The sequence below is a fragment of the Moorena producens PAL-8-15-08-1 genome, assembly GCF_001767235.1.
In the GTDB taxonomy this organism is placed as follows: Bacteria; Cyanobacteriota; Cyanobacteriia; order Cyanobacteriales; family Coleofasciculaceae; genus Moorena; species Moorena producens_A.
Window position 1 is genome coordinate 6,333,563 of sequence record NZ_CP017599.1, and the last position, 25,153, is coordinate 6,358,715.

25 protein-coding genes and 1 pseudogene are annotated in these 25,153 nt (G+C 44.1%); 13 read left to right on the plus strand and 13 right to left on the minus strand.

Features of this window, described 5'->3' with window-relative positions:
- The first annotated feature begins 105 nt into the window (after nucleotides 1-105).
- Nucleotides 106-342 (plus strand): hypothetical protein, encoded by a 237-nt coding sequence (locus BJP34_RS40685; RefSeq protein WP_149031130.1) that lies wholly within the window; start codon nucleotides 106-108, stop codon nucleotides 340-342.
- 96 nt (nucleotides 343-438) lie between these two features.
- Here BJP34_RS40685 and BJP34_RS23180 read toward each other — a convergent pair whose 3' ends face one another.
- The 3 genes from BJP34_RS23180 to BJP34_RS23190 all read right to left on the minus strand — a co-directional run bounded on the left by BJP34_RS23180 (nucleotide 439) and on the right by BJP34_RS23190 (nucleotide 2,518).
- Complete coding sequence (locus BJP34_RS23180; protein ID WP_070394374.1) at nucleotides 439-1,083, minus strand: Uma2 family endonuclease; 645 nt, start codon at nucleotides 1,081-1,083, stop codon at nucleotides 439-441.
- Between the two features lie 274 nt (nucleotides 1,084-1,357).
- Nucleotides 1,358-1,774, minus strand: a complete 417-nt coding sequence (locus tag BJP34_RS23185) for a XisI protein (RefSeq protein WP_229423986.1) — start codon at nucleotides 1,772-1,774, stop codon at nucleotides 1,358-1,360.
- 552 nt (nucleotides 1,775-2,326) lie between these two features.
- Nucleotides 2,327-2,518, minus strand: coding sequence for a hypothetical protein (locus tag BJP34_RS23190; RefSeq protein ID WP_070394375.1), 192 nt, complete (start codon nucleotides 2,516-2,518; stop codon nucleotides 2,327-2,329).
- A 257-nt stretch (nucleotides 2,519-2,775) separates the two neighbouring features.
- Here BJP34_RS23190 and BJP34_RS40690 point away from each other — a divergent pair, with 257 nt between their 5' ends.
- Genes BJP34_RS40690 through BJP34_RS44155 form a run of 3 tightly spaced genes read left to right on the plus strand, consistent with a single transcriptional unit; the run spans nucleotide 2,776 to nucleotide 3,642 of the window.
- Nucleotides 2,776-2,961: a hypothetical protein gene (locus BJP34_RS40690; protein WP_149031131.1), complete on the plus strand. Its 186-nt coding sequence runs from the start codon at nucleotides 2,776-2,778 to the stop codon at nucleotides 2,959-2,961.
- An 18-nt stretch (nucleotides 2,962-2,979) separates the two neighbouring features.
- Nucleotides 2,980-3,432, plus strand: coding sequence for a helix-turn-helix domain-containing protein (locus BJP34_RS23195; protein WP_070394376.1), 453 nt, complete (start codon nucleotides 2,980-2,982; stop codon nucleotides 3,430-3,432).
- A 57-nt stretch (nucleotides 3,433-3,489) separates the two neighbouring features.
- Complete coding sequence (locus BJP34_RS44155; protein ID WP_158517406.1) at nucleotides 3,490-3,642, plus strand: hypothetical protein; 153 nt, start codon at nucleotides 3,490-3,492, stop codon at nucleotides 3,640-3,642.
- On the opposite strand, the gene BJP34_RS23200 is transcribed toward BJP34_RS44155, so the two are convergent.
- The 4 genes from BJP34_RS23200 to BJP34_RS23210 all read right to left on the minus strand — a co-directional run bounded on the left by BJP34_RS23200 (nucleotide 3,601) and on the right by BJP34_RS23210 (nucleotide 7,526).
- Nucleotides 3,601-6,081, minus strand: a complete 2,481-nt coding sequence (locus tag BJP34_RS23200; RefSeq protein ID WP_070394377.1) for a TOMM precursor leader peptide-binding protein — start codon at nucleotides 6,079-6,081, stop codon at nucleotides 3,601-3,603. The genes BJP34_RS44155 and BJP34_RS23200 overlap by 42 nt on opposite strands.
- Nucleotides 6,082-6,156: 75 nt before the next feature.
- Nucleotides 6,157-6,555 (minus strand): four helix bundle protein, encoded by a 399-nt coding sequence (locus BJP34_RS23205; RefSeq protein ID WP_070394378.1) that lies wholly within the window; start codon nucleotides 6,553-6,555, stop codon nucleotides 6,157-6,159.
- A gap of 189 nt (nucleotides 6,556-6,744) precedes the next feature.
- Entirely contained in the window at nucleotides 6,745-6,879 is a 135-nt protein-coding gene (locus tag BJP34_RS49290) for a hypothetical protein (protein WP_267876346.1), read from the minus strand.
- 41 nt (nucleotides 6,880-6,920) lie between these two features.
- Nucleotides 6,921-7,526, minus strand: a complete 606-nt coding sequence (locus BJP34_RS23210; RefSeq protein WP_070394379.1) for a hypothetical protein — start codon at nucleotides 7,524-7,526, stop codon at nucleotides 6,921-6,923.
- 293 nt (nucleotides 7,527-7,819) lie between these two features.
- Here BJP34_RS23210 and BJP34_RS23215 point away from each other — a divergent pair, with 293 nt between their 5' ends.
- Both BJP34_RS23215 and BJP34_RS23220 read left to right on the plus strand, forming a co-directional pair.
- Nucleotides 7,820-8,134 carry a DUF433 domain-containing protein gene (locus BJP34_RS23215; protein ID WP_070394380.1) on the plus strand — a complete coding sequence of 105 codons (315 nt, stop codon included), beginning with the start codon at nucleotides 7,820-7,822 and terminating at the stop codon, nucleotides 8,132-8,134.
- Nucleotides 8,131-8,463: a DUF5615 family PIN-like protein gene (locus BJP34_RS23220; RefSeq protein ID WP_070394381.1), complete on the plus strand. Its 333-nt coding sequence runs from the start codon at nucleotides 8,131-8,133 to the stop codon at nucleotides 8,461-8,463. The genes BJP34_RS23215 and BJP34_RS23220 overlap by 4 nt, the downstream gene beginning before the upstream one ends.
- Nucleotides 8,464-8,493: 30 nt before the next feature.
- Here the strand turns inward: BJP34_RS23220 and BJP34_RS47750 are convergent, their stop codons facing one another.
- Nucleotides 8,494-8,655: a hypothetical protein gene (locus tag BJP34_RS47750; RefSeq protein ID WP_229423987.1), complete on the minus strand. Its 162-nt coding sequence runs from the start codon at nucleotides 8,653-8,655 to the stop codon at nucleotides 8,494-8,496.
- A 103-nt stretch (nucleotides 8,656-8,758) separates the two neighbouring features.
- The gene (locus BJP34_RS47755; RefSeq protein WP_229423988.1) at nucleotides 8,759-8,926 is read right to left on the minus strand and encodes a hypothetical protein; all 168 of its coding nucleotides are present in this window, start codon (nucleotides 8,924-8,926) and stop codon (nucleotides 8,759-8,761) included.
- 503 nt (nucleotides 8,927-9,429) lie between these two features.
- Here BJP34_RS47755 and BJP34_RS23230 point away from each other — a divergent pair.
- Both BJP34_RS23230 and BJP34_RS23240 read left to right on the plus strand, forming a co-directional pair.
- A complete protein-coding gene (locus tag BJP34_RS23230) occupies nucleotides 9,430-11,304 on the plus strand; it encodes an alpha-amylase family glycosyl hydrolase (protein ID WP_070394382.1) in 1,875 nt (624 codons plus the stop codon).
- 941 nt (nucleotides 11,305-12,245) lie between these two features.
- Complete coding sequence (locus tag BJP34_RS23240) at nucleotides 12,246-13,880, plus strand: dynamin family protein (RefSeq protein WP_070394384.1); 1,635 nt, start codon at nucleotides 12,246-12,248, stop codon at nucleotides 13,878-13,880.
- A gap of 94 nt (nucleotides 13,881-13,974) precedes the next feature.
- Here BJP34_RS23240 and BJP34_RS23245 read toward each other — a convergent pair whose 3' ends face one another.
- Nucleotides 13,975-14,808, minus strand: coding sequence for a class I SAM-dependent methyltransferase (locus tag BJP34_RS23245; RefSeq protein ID WP_070396843.1), 834 nt, complete (start codon nucleotides 14,806-14,808; stop codon nucleotides 13,975-13,977).
- A gap of 202 nt (nucleotides 14,809-15,010) precedes the next feature.
- Complete coding sequence (locus tag BJP34_RS23250) at nucleotides 15,011-17,683, minus strand: ABC transporter substrate-binding protein (RefSeq protein WP_070394385.1); 2,673 nt, start codon at nucleotides 17,681-17,683, stop codon at nucleotides 15,011-15,013.
- 419 nt (nucleotides 17,684-18,102) lie between these two features.
- Between BJP34_RS23250 and BJP34_RS23255 the strand changes: the two genes are divergently transcribed.
- Nucleotides 18,103-19,683 (plus strand): TIGR04222 domain-containing membrane protein, encoded by a 1,581-nt coding sequence (locus tag BJP34_RS23255; protein WP_229423989.1) that lies wholly within the window; start codon nucleotides 18,103-18,105, stop codon nucleotides 19,681-19,683.
- Between the two features lie 731 nt (nucleotides 19,684-20,414).
- The gene (locus BJP34_RS23260; RefSeq protein WP_070394387.1) at nucleotides 20,415-21,275 is read left to right on the plus strand and encodes a hypothetical protein; all 861 of its coding nucleotides are present in this window, start codon (nucleotides 20,415-20,417) and stop codon (nucleotides 21,273-21,275) included.
- Nucleotides 21,276-21,315: 40 nt separating this feature from the next.
- Here the strand turns inward: BJP34_RS23260 and BJP34_RS23265 are convergent, their stop codons facing one another.
- Nucleotides 21,316-21,744 carry a hypothetical protein gene (locus tag BJP34_RS23265; RefSeq protein WP_149031132.1) on the minus strand — a complete coding sequence of 143 codons (429 nt, stop codon included), beginning with the start codon at nucleotides 21,742-21,744 and terminating at the stop codon, nucleotides 21,316-21,318.
- Between the two features lie 23 nt (nucleotides 21,745-21,767).
- Between BJP34_RS23265 and BJP34_RS40695 the strand changes: the two genes are divergently transcribed.
- Nucleotides 21,768-21,956 (plus strand): hypothetical protein, encoded by a 189-nt coding sequence (locus BJP34_RS40695; RefSeq protein WP_149031133.1) that lies wholly within the window; start codon nucleotides 21,768-21,770, stop codon nucleotides 21,954-21,956.
- Here the strand turns inward: BJP34_RS40695 and BJP34_RS23270 are convergent.
- Nucleotides 21,930-22,490, minus strand: coding sequence for a hypothetical protein (locus tag BJP34_RS23270; protein ID WP_229423990.1), 561 nt, complete (start codon nucleotides 22,488-22,490; stop codon nucleotides 21,930-21,932). The two genes, BJP34_RS40695 and BJP34_RS23270, sit on opposite strands and share 27 nt — an antisense overlap.
- A 1,051-nt stretch (nucleotides 22,491-23,541) precedes the next feature.
- Here BJP34_RS23270 and BJP34_RS23280 point away from each other — a divergent pair.
- The gene (locus BJP34_RS23280) at nucleotides 23,542-24,381 is read left to right on the plus strand and encodes an SDR family oxidoreductase (RefSeq protein WP_070394391.1); all 840 of its coding nucleotides are present in this window, start codon (nucleotides 23,542-23,544) and stop codon (nucleotides 24,379-24,381) included.
- Nucleotides 24,382-24,513: 132 nt separating this feature from the next.
- A pseudogene (locus tag BJP34_RS23285) lies at nucleotides 24,514-25,056 on the plus strand (transposase); the annotation flags it as partial.
- Nucleotides 25,057-25,153: the final 97 nt, after the last annotated feature.

Consider the following 25,153-nt stretch of genomic DNA (forward strand, 5'->3'; position numbering starts at 1 on the left):
TAGATAATAGAACTTTGCCCACCCTACTTGACTAGAGGGAGTAGGGAACTCGATTCCCGATTATGATTGGGTGTTGGTGGGCATTGCCGATTTAATTGCTCGCCGTTGAATAAAGATCATGTTCAGCAATGCCCACCCTACGAGTATTTATGGGATCTACTCCGACTGATTCCCGATTATGATTGGGTGTTGGTGGGCATTGCCGATTTAATTGCTCGCCGTTCAATAAAGATCATGTTTAGCAATGCCCACCCTACGAGTATTTTTGCGATCTACTACGAGCAAGGTGTTGGTGGGCATTGCCGATTTAATTGCTCGCCGTTCAATAAAGATCATGTTTAGCAATGCCCACCCTACGAGTATTTATGCGATCGCTTAAAATCACCCTATCTCCCCTACTCCCTACTCCCTATTCCCTGTTCCGAGATCCGCTGTTCCCTACTCCCTACTCCCTACTCCCTGTTGTAAAACTGCTAATACAGTCCCTAGATCTCCGGATAATAAGGCGGATTTGGCTAGCCACAAACCAGGGAAAATTGTTGAGGTGATAATTCCTGCTTGATCAGGTTGCAAAGCAATATATTTCCCCTCTTGTAGACAGAACCAATCCAATTCTTGGTCATACACTCGCCAGACTATATACTCCTGCACCTGATTACGGCGATAGACATTTAACTTTTGGTGTAGATCATACGACGCGCTACTAGCGGCAATTTCAACAATCAGTTCCGGTGCGCCCTCCACATAGTCGTCGTTGCTGATCGTAGATTGTCCATTTTCCTCGATGCGAAGCAGAGCATCCGGTTGCACTTCGTTGTCAGCATCTAGACGCACGGTAGGATTATCCAAAACTTCTACACCAGTAGTGACCGCTTCGTAGGAAACGAGCCATCCCATAATGTGAGCGTGGGGTTTACCGTGAGCTTTAGCATGAACAGCAGGAGTCATATAAACACATCTTTCTATTAATTCAGCTTTTTTGATCTCGGGCATGGCGGCGTACCGCTGCTCAAATTCAAAACGGGTGAGTGTGTCACCGTTTTCTAGGGGGGGTATGGTTAAGGGAGGGGTAGAAATAGTCATGGGATTTACTATCAGTTAGAACTTGTAGGGTGGGCAAAAAAAGTTGGGTTCTTTTGACTATTCTAGATAATATAATTTTGCCCACCTTACTTGAATTCTAGGGAAACTTTTGCCTTTTGCCTTTTGCCTTTTGCCTTTTGCCTTCTCTTCACCAAGGTTGATGAGCTTGTAGGGTGGGCAAAAAAAGTTGGGTTCTTTTGACTATTCTAGATAATATAATTTTGCCCACCGTACTTGAATTATCTGTGGTGCCAGGTGACTACGGATAATGTACCTAGCCAACTGCATAATCAGTAAATTGTCGTTTAAAAGGAGAATGGAAGCCAATCACAATATCTGTTTTAGGCACTCCCAATTCTACTAAACGTTGAGCGATTACTTGTTCTGTATTATTCTGTTGGATGTATATTTTGCAATCAATAATATCCAGGTGAAGGATAGACCCATAAACCCAATGGTCTTTGATCCAACCCACTTGTAGCAACAGGTAGTGATGGCGTTCGATATCTAGAATTGTCTCTATAGGAAGATAACCCGACTGGTGTAGCTCGGCTTGCTCACGAATAACGGTTTGGATGATTTCACTGTAGTTGTTTATTGCCATTTTAGAAGGGAATAGGGAATAGGGAACAGGGAACAGGGAATCGGGAATCGGGAATCGGGAATCGGGAATCGGGAACAAAATTATCACAATTCCTAGAGGGATTGCTATATACAATTAGTTGCTAGTGGTGCTTCAGGGACGGGCTCCCCTTGATTTTATCGGTAAGTAGTGGGACAGTCCGTCCCGTAACGCACCACCGGGTGAAACAGCATGCATTTAGATACACCCGGTCAGAGCTTGTACGGTGGGCAAAAAAAGTTGAGTTCAAATCAGTATTGTAGAGAATAAAACTTTGGCCACCGTAATTGAATTCGGATTTTTTTTAGATTCAATTTCCTCTAAATTGAATTCGGATTTTTTTTTCACTAGCCAATAGCCAATGGCTGATAGCTGACGTAACTCAGATTAAACGGGTGCATTTCATATTTGCTGTTTGGGTGGTGCGTTACGGGACGGGCTGTTCGAACCCGGGCGTTGAGGCGCAAAATTAGGGTGAACCCGTCCCTAACACACCCTACTGGACGGACTGGCACTACTGGACTGGCACTGGTGCGTTACGGGACGGGCTGTTCGAACCCGGGCGTTGAGGCGCAAAATTAGGGTGAGCCCGTCCCTAACACACCCTACGCAGCTGAATGCTTAAAATTCTTCTTCTATAGGCTCGCCGTGATCAAAAATAATGATAAATTCAGCATCGGGCATCAACCGTTTCAAAGCCTTTAAGTGGCCTTCGGCATCCGAACGCTTGCGGAAACGAGCAACAACCACCCGTTGCATCTCCGATAGCAGCCTAATAATCACCCATGGGTGTAGGCGCTGATGGTAAGTCATAATCTATGTATCTCCTTGTACTGGGGGACCAAGAGCCAGCCACACCGGCCTCGCAAAATCCGTTGGCTGGCTCTTCCCATGGACGTTTAACGACCACAGTTTTATTTTAGCACAAATAATCTTTAATTATAACATAGTTTTTAAATTTTTGTAACAAATTGGGAATAGGGAGTAGGGAGCAGGGACTTCGGAGCAGGGAATAGGGGTAGTGGGTTTAGTGGAGGTAGTGTGTGTAGTGGGATAGTTGGGATTAATTAGTGCGATCCTCCTTTGGAGCCGCTACGCGATCGCATCGAGCCGCTAAGCGATGCTTGGAGCCGCTACGCGATCGCATCCACGACCATATCCCAAACTCTTCCGTTTATTCCCGATTCCCAATTCCCGATTCCCGATTCCCCTTGTCAATTCTCTTTTTTTCCATTAAACTAGTAGTAACGGAATAGTTAAAGAGGAGTCCACTGATGAACAAGTGTGTTGGTACTACTGAAGCCGCATCTCTGTTAGGAATTTCGTCTCGGCGATTGCGCCAACTCCTAGAGAAGGGTAGGGTCAGGGGTGCTTATAAAAGTGGGAAATTCTGGATTATTCCTCTGTTCAACCATTTGCCACAAATTACCAAAGGAACCCGTGGACCGAAGGGCAAATGGCACACCAGTCGTCCCCCGGCTTTAGCTAAGATTAATGTCAACCGCAATCACATTGGCTCGAATATGCACAAAAGCCGGGAAGAGCGGAAGCCAGTGATTTCAGTAAAACGAAAGGGCACCAATCTCTACGGCAACGAAGTCGAAATCCTCGGTCCTTGTAAGATTGTCTATAATCCCGATCATCCCCTCGATTGTGGCGCTCGTCTGTGGATCGAAACCTTCAGTGATATTCACTTTATTGGTGGCAGTTTCCCGGCTACTAGCTGAGCAGGGGAGATAGGGAGATAGGGAGATAGGGAGATAGGGTGATGGGGTGATGGGGTGATGGGGAGTGAATTCTTGTCCACTCTTCCCTGTTCCCTGTTCCCTGTTTCCTGTTCCCTGTTCCCTGTTCCCTGTTCCCTGTTCCCTGTTCCCTGTTCCCTGTTCCCTGAACTACAAAATCATCGGGATCGGATTAAGTTGATCTTCCCTTAAGGGTTCCGCCAACAAGCCTAAGTTAACGGGGACATCATACAACCGACCGGGGGCGAATCTTGCCCAAAAATGGCGCATCCCTGGTACTATCACTTTGACTACATTTAAGCCAATATCCGGGCGGGTTTGGTCTAGAACTAGGGTTTCCATGCCTGCGGACTGGGCAATGTTGACACAGGTCATGACATCCTCATAAATATCATCACTCCACTGTTGACCATAGTCACTGTAAAGCTTGAGGGGAATGTCAGTATTGGGAACCATGTAGGGATGGTCTTTGCGGTTTAGATTATGGTTATTCCATTCTTCCCAAGCACCGGTTTCACTGGGTTCCACCTCATCCACATAAAATCCCAGTTGGTTCATTTCTGTGACTGCCCGTAAAATAGCAATCCTCGGATCGAGATGGGCACCAAACCCGGCAATAATCCCTTCTTGTTCCTGATCGGTGCGGGCTGAGATGGCAGCAAAGGCGGGAATGCCTAAATCACTGGTAATATCCAGCACCCACAAGTCACGTTTGCGATCGCGGTATAGTTGTTGTAACTCTACGAGATAGGGGTCATCAAAGCTGGCTAAATCCACTCCCGGACATTGCAGGCAGTTGTACCACCAAATCGCCACGCTATCCCGTTCCACCAATTCCATAAACCCCTGCAAAATCGCTTCTTCCAAGGTATTGCCAGCAGCATTGCCATTGGAGTCAGCAGAACAGAAGTGATGATCCTTTGATGGGGGATAGTTGTAATAGCAGAAGGCAGTGGGCAGATAGCTATGGGTTTGTGTCACTAAAGACCAAACTGGTGTCCATTCAATCGCTTGGCTGCTATCAAACCGTTGGGGCACCCAATTGTGATCGACTCGGGCTTGGTTCAAGGTTTCTCGGTGAGCGTACTGATACTCACTAAACTGCATCACCTGTTCGGGAGCAATAGCAGTATCTCCCAACTCCCCTAAGGTAGAAACAATCCGGGGTTCATCCCCATGATAGATACTGGAATAGCGTTCTACCGCTTCACAGAACCCACTGGCTTTGGCTTGACGGTCAGTTTTCCCTTTGCCAGCACTTTTATGACCCAACAGACGACGCAAACGGTTCAAATTATTGGTGGCAGCACCGTAACTATGAATAGCATGATAGGTATGGAGCAGGGCACTGTCTGGGTCAGAGGAACGGATTAAGGCACTGACAACTCCGGTGATGGGACTAACCAGGTGTTGGTAGCGTTTTAGGGTTTGATCGGGAGTAAAGGCACGATGGCCGCCATCGGTAGTGTATTGCTTTTTACGATTGACTAAGCTAACCGGTTGATGAGCGCGATCGCTTAAAAGTTGCGGATTCCCACAAGCAGCACATTGGGGACGATGGGAGAGCTGATGGGTTTCAGTGCTAAGGTTAGTTTGATTGAAGGTAATCACTTTCCCCACCAACGTGGCCAAGTTAGCGCTTTCCTCTACCCCCAGTTGCACAATCCATTTCGCTACTTCCGTGGTAACTAAATTCAGGCCAGTCTCTAAGGTAGAACTGAGGAAAGCGTTGGAAGTAGGCAAACACCCGTTCACCTGACCAAACTCAACACTTTCTCCCTTAAGTTGGCTTGCTTGCTGGGCTTGTTCCCCCCAGGATTGGGGGGTTAGGGGGGCTTGTTTATGCGCGCCCCTGTTCCCGTCTTGATGCAGTCGCTCATGGGGGAAACCCCCAAGACCGCGCTGCATCGCTGTTCCCTGTTCCCTGTTCCCTACTTCTCCAACACTTCCCGTCTTTTGTTTCTGCTTCAGCACCGACGCTTCTACCTCCCGGTTGCCCCGCAGACGATGAGCCAAACATTGCCAACAGCCAGTTATGCCTGGTTCAAAGATCGGACCAAACCACAACAGTCCTCCCATTGGTTTCGCCAACAGCCAGGGTTGGTTAGTATCTAGGGCAACTTGATTAATCTCAGCTAGTTCCGGTTGTAGATAGTCATCGGTAAGCACTACTAACAGGGTCGGTAAATCTGTTACTGGGGGTTTACCTGTCCAGGGTTGGGTTTGAATACCAACGGTTGTGAGTTTATCGGTCAAGGGTTGAGTTGAAACATTGCCGACAGCAGTGACATAAACTACTACTTGCCGCAAACAATCATAAGCAGTTTGGGGTTCTACTCCCAGCAAACTCCAGAAAGCAGCAGCAGCTTCTGACAATTCAGGCACCTTTGCAGCGATGTACCCTTTGTCATACAAATTTTCAATCACATAAGCCACCTGGTCTCGGTCAGCGTGCTCTGTCAGTCGTTCACAAATTTCCTCGTAGGTATACTGACCATCCAGCAGCGGCATCAAATGACAGTAAAATTCCCCCGTTAAAGCGTGGGTGGCGTTTTCTGCCAATAGATAAACATGATTGGGTTGAATAATTTCAACGCGATAATGGGGACGGATTTGTAAGAGTGGTTCCATGTTTCACTTGGGGAGGTGGGGAGATGGGGAGGTGGGGAGATGGGGAGGTGGGGAGATGGGGAGGTGGGGAGAATTTTAAGGTTTTTTTAGTAACCACTTGTCTGAGTCATTCACCATTTTGACTATACTGCCTAAAATCTCGTTATATTGATTTGAGAGTTCTCTGGCAATATCAAGATCTAGATAATTGCATTTAACTGCAAATTTCAACCACACTTGAGTTTCTGCTGCCTCTGCTTCTGCATCGTTGAGCCTAGCACAAAAAGAGCCTTGATATCTTCTTCTGCGCCAAGCCTCTGCTAGGTTAGCACATACTGAACGAGAAGAGCGTCGGATTTGATCAGTTAAAGCGTATCTTTCTTCAATTGGGAAAAGTTTAGAGAGTTCAAATATCCTCATGGCAGCCTTAAAAGCCTTTTGATACACTTCTAAATCTTCATGATTATTGATCAATTTAGGTGTTTTTGAACTCATCCTTAACTCTCTATTTTCTTAACTCCCAATCTCCTGATAGTTTAATGTTGACATCAGGAATATACCAGCAATAGTAAACCCTCGCAAAGGGCTGAGCAAGATTTGTTTACATTTGGGTCGGGAGCGGTGCGACCCAAGGGCGATTTACTCGCCCATTGGAAAGCGCACCGAGGGAGTCTGGAAATTGCATCAAAACAATAAAAATATAGCGCTAGCTTTTAACCTTGTGTCAATGTCAAACACCTTAATCGGTAGTGCTATACTTAGTCTCCCCATCTCCCCATCTCCCCATCTCCCCATCTCCCCATCTCCCCATCTCCCCATTAATTACGGGTATCCAACCAGAATTGATATCATTCCTAATCCTATTCCACCATCTGCACTAATTTCCCTAGAATAGGTTCGATGGGAGGGAGTAAATATTCCGCGAGGTCGAGAGTTACTGTTTTTTCTTCCAATTTCAGAAATCGCCATAGAGTCCCAGTGGTTACTGCACCGTAAACCGTTGCGACGTTACCATTATTCTGCTGTTGATTAAACCGACCGGCTGCTACCATCGCAGCGATACACTGTCCCAATCCCCCTTTCAGGTCTTCTTTTTTAGCTTCTATAATAATGGCTACTGGGGCTTTAACAAATAACTGTTCCGGTGACAGACTAATAATAAAATCACAGGTGCCATTTAATCCCACTTCTGGATCAACATTAAACTCTTCCCCAGAAAACAAGCTAACCTGGTTTTTATGGAATTCTCTAACTGCCAGTAACACTGGACATATCAAGAGTTCTGATCGGGCTTTTTCGGTATTCAAGGCGATCGCTAGTTGGTAATTTTGGGTGATAAATTCTGCTAAATAAGGACTAGGAGAAATTACGCGATCGCTATCGCTTTCAAAAATATTCCCTTGTTCGATTAAGGTTAAGTCAAAATCATTGACTACTTTTTGAATTGTAAATTGACTGTAAGACATGAGCTAGGGAAGGGAGTAGGGAGTCGGGAGTAGGGAGTCGGGAGTAGGGAGTCGGGAGTAGGGAGTAGGGAGTAGGGAATCGGGAGTCGGGAATCGGGGGTAAAATATTGTGTACTTGATTACTAGTAAAAACGGGCTTATTGGATTTTTAAAGTATTTGCTAAAATGCTATACTTTGAATGCGATTGGCCGTAGGTCACACTACGGGAACGCAAACAGACCGCAAAGTGTGCTATTTAGTTAAGAATACTACCGTAAGGTAATGCCTTTTTCAGTGACGTTTAACTCTCCCAATGGCAACTATTCCAACAATCTCAGAACATATTGAAATCACTCCGGGGGTTTGTGGCGGGAAACCTCGGATTGCCGGACACCGGATTCGAGTTCAAGATATTGTCATCTGGCACGAAACTATGGGAATGTCACCGGATGAAATTCTCTATCACCATCCTAGCATTACCCTGTCAGATGTCTATGCAGCACTGGCTTACTACCACGACCATAAAGAGGAAATCAGACAGGATATTGAGGCTGGGGAAGCCTTTGTAGAAGCGGTACAAGCTCAAACACCGTCTCTATTGCAGCAAAAACTTCAGAATCGGCAATGACCAAAATCCGATTTCATTTGGATGAAAGTGTTAGCAATGCCATCTCTCAAGGTTTGCGTCGTCGTGGAATTGAAGTAACGACAACCTCAGAAGTTGGACTGATTGGTGCCTCTGATCATGAACAGCTTGCTTTTGCAACATCGCAACAACGAGTTCTGGTGACTCACGATGACGACTTTGTTGTGCTTCATCAAACCGGAATAACTCATTCTGGAATTGCTTATTGCAGTCCTAATCGACGCTCAATAGGAGAAATCATAGGTACACTAACTTTGATTTGGGAAGTATTGCAGCCAGAGGAAATGCAAAATCATATTGAATTTATGTGAGTTTCCGTTGAGCGGGTATAGAGTTTACTTCTACACCTCCGCAGGGAGCTGATCATTCTCTAGATATTGCTCATAAGCATCCTTATCCCCAGCAAATGAATCGACAGAGATTTGGCGCTCTGGCATTGGTTTGAGAGGGGCGTTGATGGGACTATGTTTGCAGTAGCAAATTACGACCATATCGAAATCCATGTCCACTGGGATATCTGGTGTGTAGGTTTCGACCCGTGTAACTTCCCAATCGCTTTGACGGTAATGGGTTGATGAATCTGGATAGTTAGGATCAACAAACTGATCAACTCGAATAAACTCGCTTCGGACGGTATACCGGTTCAGGCAGCGCCTTGTCGGAGCAGTCGTAATGCTCGAATAAAGTTTTCGTCAGAGAGCCAGAGTGAGCATATTTGCGCTCTTTCCATCCGGGTTGACGCTTTTCAGCACGAAATACAATCCATTTACGCATTAGTCTTGCTCAATTCATATTATAGCAATTCTCATAGCTATGAGGTGCAAAATTTCGGGATTTTAGGGAACAGGGAACAGCGGATATGGGAACAGATAAGAGTTAATAGGGAATAGCGATGCGCTGCATCAAGAGGTGCGACCCGTGGCGAATTTAATTCTTAATAGTAAGAGCGCACCTAACAGGGAATCAATGTCAAAGAAGACTGTACCTCATAACTGCGATAAACGCTATATACAGGTACCAGGCTTTATAATAATTCATTTGATCTACTCTTCACATTTAAGCCTTTGGCTGGCTTCGTTTCAAGGTTTTTAACAGCGCTGCATAACTACTCCCGATTCCCGACTCCAAATTCTAACTTCTAACTTCTAACTTCCCGACTCCCGACTCCCGATTCCCGATTCCCCACTCCCGATTCCCACTGATCTTTTGCGGAATATAATTATCAACTGGTGTATACCGTTAAAGAAACGAACATCGATTCACCAAAGGTTTCCATCGTGTCCACTCCAGTTGAACCATGCTCCCCCCAAACCCTCGCTGAGGCTAACCTGCAACCGAGGGGCAATGTTTATCCCAGTCCCATTACTTGGCGAGACCAGATTCTATACTTTCTGCTACCTGACCGATTCAGTGATGGGTTAGAAGCAGAACGGAAACAGTTTGACCGTAGTAACCCAGACCAATTTAAAGCCAAAAATAAAGGTGACTGGATGAGCCAGGGAAAACGGTTTCAAGGGGGTACCCTCAAGGGAATCGAAAGTAAATTGGACTACTTGAAACAATTAGGTGTCACTACCCTTTGGATTGGTCCAGTTTGGCGACAACGGATTGAACTAGACACCTATCACGGCTACGGGATTCAAAATTTCCTAGAGGTTGACCCCCGATTTGGCAGCCGTCAGGATTTACGGGATTTAGTGGATGCTGCCCATGAGCGGGAAATGTATGTGATCTTAGACATCATTTATAACCACAGTGGGAATAACTTTTTCTACAAAGACGAGAATGATAATCCTCAAGCTAGCCTTCCCTACCGTTTTGAACCACCTTATCCAGTTCATAGTTGGCGTTCTGGCACGGGTAAAGCAATTCCCCAAATCACTACAGAAAGTGATGGGGTATGGCCTCAAGAATTTCAAAACATGGATTGGTACACTCGTGCTGGTCATATTAACGAATGGGGTGCAGACCCTTGGGAAGACAAACTGCATCCAGATCTAGAATTTCGCCGAGGAGATTTCTTTGATTTAAAAGACATTAATCTCGCTAAACCGGAAGTCTTAGCAGGGATTATTAAAGTCTATCAATACTGGATTGCCCTAAGTGACTGCGACGGATTTCGCATTGATACCGTTAAGCATATTCCTTGGCAAGTTTCCCGTAGTTTTTGTGGTGCTATCCGGGAATATGCGGAATCGATTGGTAAGGATAACATCCTACTGTTGGGAGAAGTAACGGATGGGGCTCATATGTCCCGCAACTACCTGGAAGTATTTGGTCGCAATTTGGATGCTGTGCTTGATATTGGGGAACCCACAAAGCGATTAGCACAGATGGTAAAAGGATTAACACCGCCTAGGGAGTTTTTTGGTCAATTTGAGGATCATAATATCCTTGGTAGCCACCGGGAAACGGGACGGTATCATGTTTCGATCTTAGATGACCATGATATGGTTGGACGCGATCGCAAACATCGCTTTGCTGCTAATAACTCTATTCCTAGTAAATACCAGCAAATAGCCCATGCGGTAGGGGTGCAACTGACCACGTTGGGTATACCCTGTATCTATTACGGTACTGAACAAGCATTTGATGGCACAGAAAACCGCCATGACCCTAGTGTTGAAGCAATCAATGAGTATGGCAACATTTCCAATAGCGATCGCTATATTCGTGAATCGATGTTTGGGGGTAGCTTTGGGGCATTTGAAACCAGTGGCTGTCACTTCTTTGACCCAGACCATCCCACCTATCTCAGAATTTCTGCGATCGCAAACCTCCGGAATCGACCAGATCTGATTGGTAAAACCCTACGTGGCGGTCGTCAATACCTCCGAGAAACCTCCTATCTCGGCAAACCTTTTGCTATTCCTGATGCTGGAGAATTAATTGCTTGGTCAAGGATTCTCTACAATCAAGAAATTCTGGTTGCTTTAAACACCCATGGCACTGAAAACCGGGGTGCATACGTCACCATTGATGCCTCACTACACCCCCACGGCTCAACCCTTACTCTGCTCTACAACAGTTACTTGAGTAACTCTCAATTACGCCATCCACCCCAGAATCAAACCGTAATCGTTCAACATGACCAGGGTAGGGCAACGGTCAGGATTGAATTACCCCCTAGTGGCATGATGATTTTGGCCTAGGTATTCTACCTGAAAATTCTTAATTTTTAGAACATTTTGCTTGGTTTAAGGGGTGAGGGGTTGCACCCCACAGTTATTTTGCTATACTGAGATCAAGTAGATACACCCTGATGATCAAGAGAGTCACAAGCACGGCTCTCTATTTTTTTTTGAGATAGCTGAAACGTTCCGATGGTGCTTGAAGTCAAGGGTTTCAAGTCAACTGGTGGTTGCTTTGGGAGTACGTACACTTGATCCCAATCATTAAGCTTCACCAAACTATTAAGTTTTGTAATATTTTGCTTTGGGAAAGGGGTGAGGGGTTGCACCCCACATTTATCTTGCTATACTTAGATCAGTAGATGCACCCTGATGATCAAGAGAGTCACACCAACGGCTCTCTATTTTTTTTTTGAGATGGCTTAACAGTTCTTTAAGTATTTGAATTGATAGGTTTTAAGCGGTGCATACCCTTCATCCCAATCATTAAGCCGATTCAAACTATTAAGTTTTGTAACATTTTGCTTGGGGAAAGGGGTGAGGGGTTGCACCCCACATTTATCTTGCTATACTTAGATTAGTAGATGCACCCTGATGATCAAGAGAGTCACACCAACGGCTCTCTATTTTTTTTTGAGATGCCTTAAGAGTTCTTTACGTGTTTGAACTCAAGGGTTTTAGGGGAACTGGTGCTTGCTGCATGAATGCGTACGGGTCACTGGAATCATTAAGCCGATGCCAACTATTAAGTTTTTTAACATTTTGCTTGGGTTAAGGGGTGAGGGGTTGCACCCCACATTTATCTTGCTATACTTAGATCAGTAGATGCACCCTGATGATTAAGAGAGTCACACCAACGACTCTCTATTTTTTTTTGGCTATACTGTATTTGCTATGGTGCTGAGTGCTGGGTTCAAGTCGAGGAGTCGAACCACAGACCAATTACTTTAATACAACTTGTCATGGAAGATCAGCAAATCTATCAGTCTGTTGTTAATTCTCTTAGGTCTGCTATCGGTCTGCTTGATTTAGAGCAAGACTCACCCTTGCGAAAGGATGTAATTGCCCTGTGCGACCATCTAGAAAATCCCACATTTAGGATTGCTGTCTTTGGTCCGTTTAATTATGGAAAATCCACCTTGCTCAATGCTTTGCTAGGAAAGCGCACTCTGCCCATTGGTCTAATTCCCACTACAGGGGCTGCGATTCATATCCGATATGGAGAAGAATTGCATACTCGAATTACCCTCACTGATGGCACAGAAATTAGTGAAAATAGCACAGAGGTCTTGAAGCGCTATGCTATCCTAGATGAGCAACGGTGTATGCGCTCTGATGTCGCTTCGGTAGAGGTTTACTGTCCCCATCCCTTCCTAAAAACTGGTGTAGAATTTCTGGATTTACCAGGAACAAATGACCGGGAAGCTCAGGATAAATTAGTGCGCGACCAACTGCTAACCGCAGATTTGGTAGTTCAAGTACTGGATGGTCGCCAGTTGATGACCTTGGGTGAGCGGGAAAACCTGAGAGACTGGTTAATAGATAGAGGAATCAAGACTGTTGTTTTTGTAGTCAATTTCCTGAATTTATTGGAACCTGATCAGCAAAAAGAAGTCCAGACTAGGCTACGGTTTGTAGCGGAAAGTTTTCGCTCGGAATTACCGAATACTGTTAGTAACTTGTATCGAGTTGATGCCCTACCGGCTTTGAGAGCTAGACTAAAAGGATTATCTGATCAAGCACACACCACGGGATTGGCGATGTTTGAATCAGCACTGCAAAGCATGGTAGCTGCTCAACGGGAAAAGACAACGGTTCGTCTGGATCGTGTGGATGCGATCGCAACTCAAGTTAAAGCAGCACTACAGTCTAAAATCCAAGTCATCAACTCAGAATTAGAAAGTGCCAAAGAGAAGCATCAGGCTAAACTTGAGCTACAACAAAAAGCCCAGAAATTGATTAAACAAGGATTCCAAGCCGCTGTTTCTGATTTCGAGAGTTGGCTGTATTTGCCCAAACTTTTAGAACGCTATCAATCGAAACTGGTGACAGCACTTCAGCAAGGGGAATTTAACCCTTGGCAAGCACAATTCCAACAAGACATTGATGGATATCAACAAGCAATCCAGGAATGGGTTGATAAAGCTTGTGAGTTTTTTGAGCATCAGTCCCCTGGTAAGCTAGTTATTTCCGTTCCCGATACTCCCCAAGTTATTATACCTGAGCCTCCCGACTCTTCCGAGGAGTTAAAGAAAGTTATCCCAATTGCTCTTTCTACTGGAATCCGTTTGGCTTTAAAAGGTAAAGTGGGCGCAGCTATGGCTGGAGGGGCTAGCTATATCCTCAGTAAAGGGGCAAAGAAAAATAAGTCAGATTCATCCGCTGACTCTTATGACCATCAAGTAGCCCAAGCCTTAAGTGATGCAGCTAAGGATTATCTGACTTGTTTCAGTACTGACGCTTTCTCGATGGTGCGTCAGTATCAAGCAAAGGCAGAGAAAGTGATTAGTTTGCCCAGAAATCAAGAACCACAGGATGTCAGCAGCCAGGTTTATCAGCTACAGTTATTAAATAGTGTTTTAGAAAGATTGAATTAAGAATTAAGAATTTAGAATTTAGAATGAAGAATGAAGAATGAAGAATGAAGAATTGAGAATTGAGAATTGAGAATTGAGAATTGAGAATTGAGAATTAAGAATTTTCCATATTTTTACGTCCGGTTACAAAAAATGTAGTAATATCATTCCAAATACCTTTGTCCGTGACTAAGGCATTAATTTCGGCCACGTAGTCAGCCTTGGCTTGTTCTAATTGTTTTGGCTCTAGTTGTTGCAATGGCCAGCACAGGGGATGTTTCAAGCTACCGTCCCAGGTGCCTTCTACGTCACTTATCGTAATGTAGCTGCCCAATTGCTCCCGCTTAATTTTAATATCGTCAAAGCCTGCTGCTGTGAGCAACGAGTAGCATTTTTCTTCATCGCCAGTCACATCGCTAAATATCAATGAAACTCCGTATTTTTGGGCAACGTTCTGGAGAATAAAGCCAGTAGTAAAAGCAGTTTTAGCAAAAACACACAAGCCAATTAAGCCTCCTGGTACCAGAAAACCTTTCCATAAGCGTAAATCAGCAGGAACGTTAGTCATTAAAGGCAGGGCTGAACAACATAACACTCTGTCGAAACTGTTGTCAGGAAAGTAATGGGTCTCAGCATCAGCTTCGATTAGCTCAATATTAGTCAACCCTGCTGCGGAGATCTTTCGTTGAGCTTGATTGAGTAAACCAGTAGAAATATCTACTCCCACCACTCGACCATCCTCACCAACCCGTTTTGCTGCTTCAATAGCAACTAAGCCAGTTCCAGTAGCAATGTCCAAGATTTTTTGTCCAGGTCTGATATCAACATGTTCGATTAGAGAATTCGCAAGCCGAGGATGGAAATCCCCCTTATCATAAGAATTACTCCTGTTATCATAGATAGTAGCAACTTCTTGTTTGAACTCACTTAGCTCAAGATTATTGCTCATCTGATTTTGTATCTTTATAGTTAATGTTAGCATAAGCTGTCAGCTGTCAGCCGTCAGCCTTGGCCGTTGGCCACGCTACGCGAATGACTGATAGCTGATAACTGATAACTGATAGCTGATAGCTGATAACTGATAGCTGATAACTGATAACTGATTGCTGATTGCTGATAGCTGATAGCTTATAGCTAATATCTTAATGCTTTTAATCACAAGAAGAATACTCAAGGGGCACAAAGTCTAACCCAGACTCATGGTTGGGACAAGGCACCACATGGACTAAGATTTGTGAGGGATTCTTACGATTACCGTTAGACGGTTCAAACTCAATTTTTCCGGTTACCCCCTCGGCAATAAAATCAGGACTTCTCAAGGTTTTCTGCATACCAATGCGTGTCGGATTGTTCTGTTTTTCGATAGCCGTAATCAACCCACGAGTTGCATCATAGGCTAAAGCAAACCAGGCAGTTAAGGAATTAAAAGATTTTCCCCATAAGGTTTGAGCATCTTGATTAACTTGTGGGTTAGCACTGTTTAGGTGATGCCAGGAAACAGACAGCACAAGGTTCTCGAATAGATCGGGCTGTTTAAGTGCTAGTGTTTTTGACCTGGCGATTCCCGAGGAACCCACCATCACATTACGACCATTGTTTTCCTTGATCATATCGATAGCATTAGTGACAGCATTGGTGACTTGACCATCAGGATTTAAAACAATAGCTATGTCCTGGGTTTTACCAATTTCCTCTATTGCTTGCTTAGGGTTAAAGTTGGGCTTAGATATATCATAGTGTTCGATATCGACAAGTTCTCCTCCTTGGTTAGTAAACTCCTGTTTAAATTCTTGCCAGAACGAGTGAGTGAATGGACTGCGAGGATTATAAAAAACTGCCGCTTTTTGGTAACCAATGTCAACCAAATAATCAACCAAATATTGGGCTGAAATTTTAGCGGTAGGTACCGTCCGAAAGAAAAATTTTCTAGGGTGCTCTGTTAATTCTTCCGTTGTGGATCCAGAGGAGATTAACACTAGCTTATTACTATTATAAATATCCACCGTTTCCATAGTCATATCACTAGCATAGTGACCAACTACCCCTAGGATATCCCGTTCCTTGACTAGTGCTTTTGCCCTTTGGATCGCTTCTGAGGGGATATTGGCATCATCAGCAATAATAACTTTGAGACCCTTACCCTTGATTGATTTACCGTTTATAACATCCTTTCCTGGTAACTTTTGAATAAAGTTGTTAGGGAGTTTGTCATTATCCTGAAAAAGGTCTAAGTTAACTTCTATTTGAGCGTGAGCGATTCCTCGAATAATTTTTTGAGCTAGCTGCCGATTTTTGACAGAGCCATTGTTCTTCCTAACGATGGGCACCGCCACAGCAATGGTATAGTAATCGGATTTAGTAGCCTCTAACAGGGCATTATTCAGATAAATTAACGTTTCTGGGTCTTTGTCTTCCTCTTGCCAAGATTTTAAAAATAAATCACCAGCTTTTTTATAGTTAGATTTTGTCCACCAACACCTCTCCCATCGTTGCCAAGTTTTTTGACTAAAAATAGCTAAGTTATCTCTCAAGGGAGTCTGACATTCTGCTACAAATTCAACACCCCGTTGCTTGAAACGTGGAGCAGAGGTTGTATCCAGTATCTCTTCCCCAGAACTAATCTTATCTCCTAGTGGGTTAGGCTCTGTGGCAATTTTGTAAATTCCGTAAATGCCAAAGAGTGCAACAGTGGCTAAGGCTAATTTTATCCAAGGGTTTACTAAGGATCGTGACACTGGCCAACGCCAAGGTTGTGCTTTAGGATGGTGATAAATTACTGGTAACCAGGTGGCGTAGGGTAATTTTTTCTCTAATCGATTCTCTAGATAATGCAGTCTTTTGCGTGCTAGTTTAACTGCCTTCTGGAGAGACTTTCCTTGAGAAAATTCTTCCAGAAAGAACCTGAGAAAAGTCTGGGCAACTTCATCGGGCACTGGCTCTTTCATAATAATCGCTTGTGGCATTTGTAATTTAGCTAAAGCATTGGCTAAACCTAAGCCATCACAGCTATTAAATATAGCTAGCTTCAAGCCGTTTTTAATGGCTTGCTTGAGAGCTGGCATTAACTCATCAATGATAATACTGTCTTCCTGATTTATATAAATTCGACCGGTTTCATCATTACATTCGCTATAACTATGACCAGCAAAAAACAGAATATCCCAGCCTTCTTTTTCCCAAAGTTTTTGGTCTAACTCCTCTCGTGTCGGTTCTACTAGAAAGCAAGAGGATGAGTCTAAGCTAGAGACTTGCTGCCAATAGTTGCGGTCGGTTTCGATATCAATTCCGTCACTGTTACCAAGAATAGCTAATAGTCTGACTCGATTTCTCAGTTTAGTTTCTGGATGTGGCTGGTATTCCAAGGGAATTAAACTAAATTCAACGGAGTCATGATTATTTTCCCATACATCCCAGAGGTGCCATGGTAATCGTTGAAGCTGAGGATTATCGGTCTGAATCAATACCCGAGTATCGCGATGACGGCTTAACTCAGTTGTTAATTGATTTCTGATCTGGTCAAAGCCATCCGATCTAGAATTCAGCCATTGGTTAATAGTGTTCCTTAACTCGTCAACCAATTGCTCACAGGATTTAACCGAAGAGATGTACAGTCCTTTGGGAGTTAAGCGGGGGTTTCGGTAAAAATACTCTAAATTACGATATCCTTGCTGCCAATCGGTGTATAGTTGATAAATTTCGGGGTTTGGGGCCAACCGACTCATAATTTTTCCTTCAGCTGACTTGTCTGTTGTTCCCCATGTCAAAGTGACTCGAATTCCACTATCTAGGTCACCATCTAGTGTTAAAGTAACTACTCTATTCATTGCCGTATTTTGGTAGATTGCCAGATCCAATAAGCTACAGGAGTCTGCTTGACTCTGATTGACTTACGAAAATTTGCATGTAGATGATTAGCGCTGTTACTCCCTCAGGATTTACTAGGAATTTTAATCCTAAGAATTGTGAGTCAAGCAGCGCTTTGAGTTATGGGGCTATGGGATTCAGGCAACTAGCATACTTTGTAGTATATGAACTATACCATATTTTTGATATTATCCAGAAATATTTAAACTATCTTCACATTCATTTGAACAAAATCGCGATGCATTCCCCCACCTGGCCGTAGGCCACGCGGGGCGCGTTCGCAAAATCAAAACACCTTTTCATAAAACCTTATTTTTGGGCTGAATATAAATATATGGGTAGATTCAGGTAACTAGCATTGTACAGGAAAACACAAACAATGATGAACCTTAAACAAACCCAACTCTATCAACGCCTTCAGGCATTTTCTTTAGATGATCCTGAGGCCAAATTTCCCTTTAGCAAGCGATTGGCTCGGGAAAATCAGTGGAGTCTTAACTACACTCAGCGGGTAATTGAAGAATACAAGAAATTTGCGTTTCTAGCAGTAGTAGCTGACCATCCCGTCTCCCCTTCTGACCCAGTAGATCAAGTGTGGCATCTACACTTGACCTATACCCATTCTTACTGGGATGAATTTTGCCCAAACATTCTACAAACCCCCTTTCATCATCTGCCTAGTGGTGGTGGTGCCAGAGAAAAGTCTAAATTCGACGATTGGTACAGTAAAACCCTAGCCAGCTATCACTATTTCTTTGGGGAAGCGCCACCATTAGATATTTGGGCACCCGCTGATCTTCATGTTAGTCAGGATGTCAATTTTGTGCGGGTAAACCCTCAGCAGCACTGGATTTTACCTAAAGTTAATTTGCCTAAAGTTAGTTTGCCTCAGGTTAGTTTACCTAAGGTTAGTTTAGACTCATTCCCCAACTTCAGCCTCAACCAATACGCGATTGTTTTCCTATTGTTCGTTTTGACAGTAACCATCACAGGTTGTGAGTCATTAGCCTTAGTCAATAGCCCAAACCCACTTAATTTCACAGGACCTGAATTTCTTAGGTTCTATCTATTGCTAGTAAGTGCTGCGGTAGTCTTGGCCTACGGTTTACGTTGGTATCTACGACAACCAGCTTCCGATCCTGAGGGGAAATCCGTCTCTCTCGATCCCTATGAGACAGCCTATTTAGTTGGAGGTAAACAGCGAGCTGTCGATACAGCCATCGTTAACCTTGTGCAGAGTGGACATTTAAAACCTGTGCCTGAATACCGAGGGCTAGAATTAGTCAATCCTTTGGTTTACAAAAATGATCCCCTTGAGTTTAAGATTGATAATGGTGCTAGAACTGGTCAGACCATCACTCCGATCAGAACAGCCGCTAGATCCGCTACAAACCAAATACGCGATCGCTTAACCGATCTCAATCTATTACTTACAGAAGACCAAGCCAAATCAGCCCAGCAATATCCCGCACTTCCTATCTTTGCTGTCTTGCTCCTAGGAATCACCAAGATTATAGTAGGCATTTCGCGAGATAAGCCAGTCGGTTTCCTAATCATACTGTGCATTATCACAGCCATGATTGGTTGGCGCTTTCTGGTTGTACCAGTAAACTGTAGTCGTTACGGCGATAGTGTATTAAGAAACCTAAGAGCTACCCATGGGATGCTGCGAAACTCTAAAGACAAGTCTCAACTAGCCCTGGCATTTGCTCTATTTGGTACTACAGTTTTAAACCAATATGGTCTAGAAGACTTGCAACACCTATTTAATCCTTTCACCAATTTTGGTAATAGCAGTACCAGTAGCCGCCGTAGCCGTAGCAGTGATAGCAGTAGCAGTAATAGCAGTAGCAGTGGCTGTGGTGGCAGTAGCTGTGGTGGTGGCTGCGGTAGTAGCTGCGGTGGTGGCAGTAGCTGTGGTGGTGGCTGCGGTGGTGGCTGTGGTGGCTGCGGTGGCTAAAGAGTTATAGCGGTTTCAGCGACTGTGAGGTACATCTCGATCAGCCCTACTAGGTCAAAGAAATTTGGTATGTACCTCATCCAACCACAGAATCGCTGTAGTTGATCGTTATCTTTGTGTTCTCCTATTCCCTATTCCCTATTCCCTGTTCCCTGCTCCCTATTTCACCTCAAGCAGTGCTATAATTGGGTTAAGCTTCATCTTCATTTTCCACAATAGAAGTGAGCAGTTTGATCCTATTCAAAATCTCAGGAGGATGGTTAATGGCGAATCACAATCAACCATCCTCCGTAATTCTTCGAGATCTCATACATTAGGCAAACCCGATTGCACACATTGCTTTGCCACCATGTATATATAAGTTCTCAACTTACGACATCAGAAACTGGCCAAGGAAAGAATATTTAAGGCTTCTAGGATTTTGATGTCGTCATTTTATGTCATTGTCTTCATGCAGTCGCTCATGGCCCATGGATCTGTGTGGGTCGCGTGCGTGGACCTTGTAAGCCCCGTGGAAACCACGCCAGTCCCTTGCTAACCCCTATCATAACATTCCCGCAAGCAAAAAGGGGAAGGGAAAAGGCATATAAAAAAATCAAAAATTACAATCCCCAATTCCCAATTTCCAATTAATAATTCCCAATTTAAAATATCTAATTTTCTTTTAACTATTGGATATCTGGAGCAATCTAAACCATCGTCAACCTTATAAGTTTAGAACTATTAATTCTATGTTTACGTCAACTCTCGCCAAAGTTGGAGTAGTTTTTGCCACTGCTTCTGCTGTGATGCTAGGTTACACGTCCAACGCACAAGCTGAAATGTTGTTTGACCGGGGACTACCCACAGAAAATCTCAATAATGTTTCTGGAGCAAACCGCAGTAATCTCCGTTGGACTACAGATGCCCAGAACCAGGGCTTCTCTGGTGATGATTTCACTATCGGCAATGTAGAAGACACCTTTGTTATCGATACCATCCGCACTTGGATGGTACCTGGTTTGAGTATTGGTGACCCAGACAACTTGGGGGATTGGTTTGAAAGCTTGACTCTGTTGACAGGTCTTGCCGCTGAGGATGATATTTCTCCGTTGGCCAGTGCAACCTTAGACCCTAACAGTAACGTCACCAGCAACCCAGATATTACCATCACCCAAGTCCCTTACCTAGATGCTGCTGGGTCAATATACGATAACTTTGGTGATTTAGTTAATATTTGGCAAATAGATTTCAAGAATCTCAAGTGGACTATCGAAGGCGGTACCACCTATAACTTTGGGGTGCGGGGTGTTGGTCGTGAGATCCCTGAGATCAGTGGTCTTTTCTATCCCTGGTATAACCATGCTTCCAACGCAGCATTGAGTGGTTCGCCCCAGGATGGCGCTGACAATCTTTACTTGCTGTTTGATGCCTCAGGTAACTTGGTTGATATCGTCGATACCAATGGTAAAGGCTGGGACAAGTCTTCGGATATTAATGTGCAGATTTTTGGCGAAGCGACTCCTAAGACTTCTGTACCGGAACCAGTTTCTGTATTAGCTTTACTGGCGTTTATTACCTTTTTAACCGCAAGTTCACCAAAGAAGCAATAGGAATCAACGTAACCATTCACCCTGATCAGATCAGCTAACCTCAAAATAAATCCCCTACCGAGGTGAGGGGTAGGGGAGCAAGGTCTTGTCTTGAACGCAGACTGAGAGCTAGTAACTTGTGTCTAGAGCTTGGGTCTGGTAAGTTGTGTTTGGACAAAAACAGACTAAGCAATACTTTAATTACAATACTGTTTCCTCTGTTTGTGTCGCCAAAATGGCTCCAATTAAAAAAAAAGGGAGTAGGGAGCAGGGAGTAGGGAGTAGGGAAGTCGGAAGTGGGAAAAAATCCTGTGTACCTCGTTACTATGAGCACCGCTATAATCAGTGGGGATAAAAACAGATGCGTTCCGGTAGGGTCGGCTTTGCCGAATCCCATCCCCAAATCCCAATCATGCCGAAGCAGTACCCGAAACGCCCAAGCCAGAAGCAAATCAGCCCCCTGTACAGCCGAGCGCATTATCTGAAGCATCACAGATAGAAGCAGCACCCGAAATGACCCAACCACCAGAAGAGATTCAACCGCCAAAAGAGTCGAGCCAGCAACAGCAATGGGTGGACAGTCTAGCGCCAGACCTAGCTCAACTTTTGTCAGACGTGCGTTCGCGTAGCGTCGGCTTTGCCGAATCGCGTAGCGTGACCTACGGTCAATCGCCCTTATTTGGCTTGATACGGCAGAGATGAATGGTGCAGATTGATTTTCAGATCACCGTTTTCATCGCGAACATAACCAAAAGAGTATTCTACCTTGATCTCGCTACCGTCTGTTTTGGTGAAAAAATACTCACCCATCGACATGGCTGTATCGCAGTTGGTAATAATTCCTTCATTCTCAAAGCGCACTTTGTTATAGGGCGCAAGAGCAAAACCTTTATCTTCGCTGATGCTGCCACCGACAAAATAAGACAAAGCCTCTTTCTCCGTGCCTCTGAACGGATCATCGCTGGCCAGTGTTGGTTTGAACAAAACCGTACCAAGATCATAAGCATAAAGCCTGTCAAGAGTACTTTGTGCTTCTGCTTCTGGGTTTTGTGCCTTGCCAATGGCGACAATGGCTTTGCCCCAGCTTTCCTGTGCAGCTAGAACATCGTTTTTTGTGAGAGGATTTTCGCATGGCGCAGCCTGTGCCCTTGGCGTACCACCAATGTTCGTGCAACCAGTCATTGTGGTTACTGTGGATAGGATTAAAAGTGCAGAGAAATATGGTTTCATGGTCATCTTTTTTTTTTATAAGACTAGGCGTAAATCTCAGTACAGGACAAAAGTTGCCAAGAGAGCAGCGTGGGCGTAGCGCAATCGGTGCTTTTGAATAAAATAAGCTGTTCGCGCAGCGTGAGCTTTAGCTCACGGCTGTTCCCTTAGCTTGGTCTACGGCCAACGGCTGACGGCACCTCAAGTAGCGTGAGCCAAAAGCTCACGGCACCTCAAGCAGCGTGCGCGTAGCGCATATGCTTACGTTACAGATTTCGAGATCAAGCTGCTGAATCCAGATTAAGCTGTTTAAGCAATCTCAACTCTGTGCCAAGATAACCACTTTACCACCATTTCTCTCACATAATCCCAAATAGCAGGTGCTATCGATGCTAAGAAGCCCCTGAATTGAACTCTACCCCACTTGAAACCCTGGGGATTTTGGGCGGATGGTGTGCCACTGTTGACTGATCCCTGTTGGCTGCTCCCTGTTGGCTGCTCCCTTAAGGTTGACGACATTGTAGCACAGCAACGAATGTATTTTACATTACATTTACAAATATTTACATTTAGGCTAAAATTGATATAATAGAACAGGTTGTGTACATGTGATCTAGATCAGGAGCAATATCTATCGGGAAATCAAAAGCTGTTCAGGATTGAGGCAAAACTGTGAGGTAATCATAACGTCTGGGAATTCTATTAGAAAGTCCTAGACAGATTGATATGAGGTTTCTAAATCCGGAACCAACAGCTCAACTGTTGAAGTCAAGCATAGGCAAGACGCTTACCGTCCAAGCCTAAAGTCAGGATATCAGTCCTAAATTCAGAGCGGGGAACAGTTTCAGCTTGACTAGCTCAGCTGAGATATTCAAGCTTCTGTGCCTATAGAAAACAATGTATCCACCCAAAGCAAAGCATCTACTGAGTTTTTCGGTATTGAGTAATTCTCACTACTGAACACTCAATCTACACTCACTATACTCACTACTCAATACTCCTCCAACGGATCGGTTTCGGGAGGGGTTTAGACTCGCTTTCTTGAAATTGTTACGAATATCCCTAGGTCGTATACCTTATGAATATTACCATCATTGGTTGCGGTTATGTTGGCACAGCTCTAGCAAATTTTTGGCATCACCAGCAGGGTCACCAGGTGACAGCTACCACTACTACCCAAGAACGGGTAGCAAAGCTGAAAGAAGTTGCTTCACAGGTAGTGGTGATGAAAGGGGATGATCCCCAAGGGATGCAGTCGGCGCTTATCGATCAGGACACTATTGTGCTGAGTATTGCGCCGATCAGTAATAGGCAAGTTGATGCCAACCTCTACGAAGCCACCTACATCCCCACTGCCAGCAATTTGGTAACAGCTTTAGCAGATAATCCCAATGTGAAGCAGGTACTTTACCTAAGTAGTTGCGCCGTCTACGGTAACCAAGAGGGGGCATGGGTCGATGAAAATTCTCCCATCGTTCCAGCCAACGAACATGGTCGGGTTTTGTCTTTGACGGAACATATTTTATTAGGGGCAAGCAGTGACGATCGCAACGTCTGTATTCTGCGCCTTGGGGGGATTTATGGTCCCGGTCGTGAGTTAAGCAAGCGGTTTGAGCGACTGGCTGGCACCACGCTTCCTGGCAGTGGCGATAACTTTATCAATTGGATTCACCGAGACGACATTGTTCAGGCCGTGGAGTTTGCCAGACAAAATCGTTCCCAAGGTATCTACAACTTAGTTAATGACGTCAAACTTACTACGCGGGAGGTGACTGATGAAATATGCGATCGCTACAATCTCCCGAAAGTGTTATGGGATTCTTCACAACCTAACTTCCGAACCAATAACGCCCGGGTAGATAATCAGAAGTTGAAAGTTGCTGGTTATGAGTTGATTCATGCCGAAACCTTGATTTAAGCAACGCTTAAGAATGTGAACTAGAACTGGGGGGGCGACAAGCGCCCCGTAACCCTTGATATATATTAAATTGAGCGAATTATGGTAAAAAAAGATAGGTCAGAAATTGTCAAGACGACCTATCAATTCAAAATGCTACCAGAATTATATCAAAAACATTTAAAAAATCTCCTTTCCGAATCTCAATTATTGTTTTTTTACCTTGTAGTAATCATTGTACAAGATATCAAGGATGTTAAACTCGAAAAAATTGCTGAATCTTTACCTTTGCCTATTAAATGTAACTCAAGGCGTAAAAAGTTACAGAGATTTTTTTCATTACCAATATTTCAAATAAAAAAAATGTGGTTTCCACTTGTTAGAGAATGGCTCACTCAAAAATTTGATAAACACAAAAAAATCTATTTAGCCATCGATAGGACTAATTGGAATAACAAAAATTTATTGGTGGTTAGTATAATTTATAAAAACCGAGCAATCCCAATTTATTTTGAACTTCTTTCAAAACTTGGTTCAAGTAATTTTTTAGAGCAAAAACAAATACTATCAACTATTATAGGGCTATTTGATAGCTATCATGTTGTTATTTTGGGAGACCGAGAGTTTTGTTCAGTTAAATTGGCTGAATGGCTAGACAAACAAGGGTTTAAGTTTTGTTTAAGACTTAAAAAAAATGCTGGGGGGGCGACAAGCGCCCCGTAACCCTTGATATATATTAAATTGAGCGAATTATGGTAAAAAAAGATAGGTCAGAAATTGTCAAGACGACCTA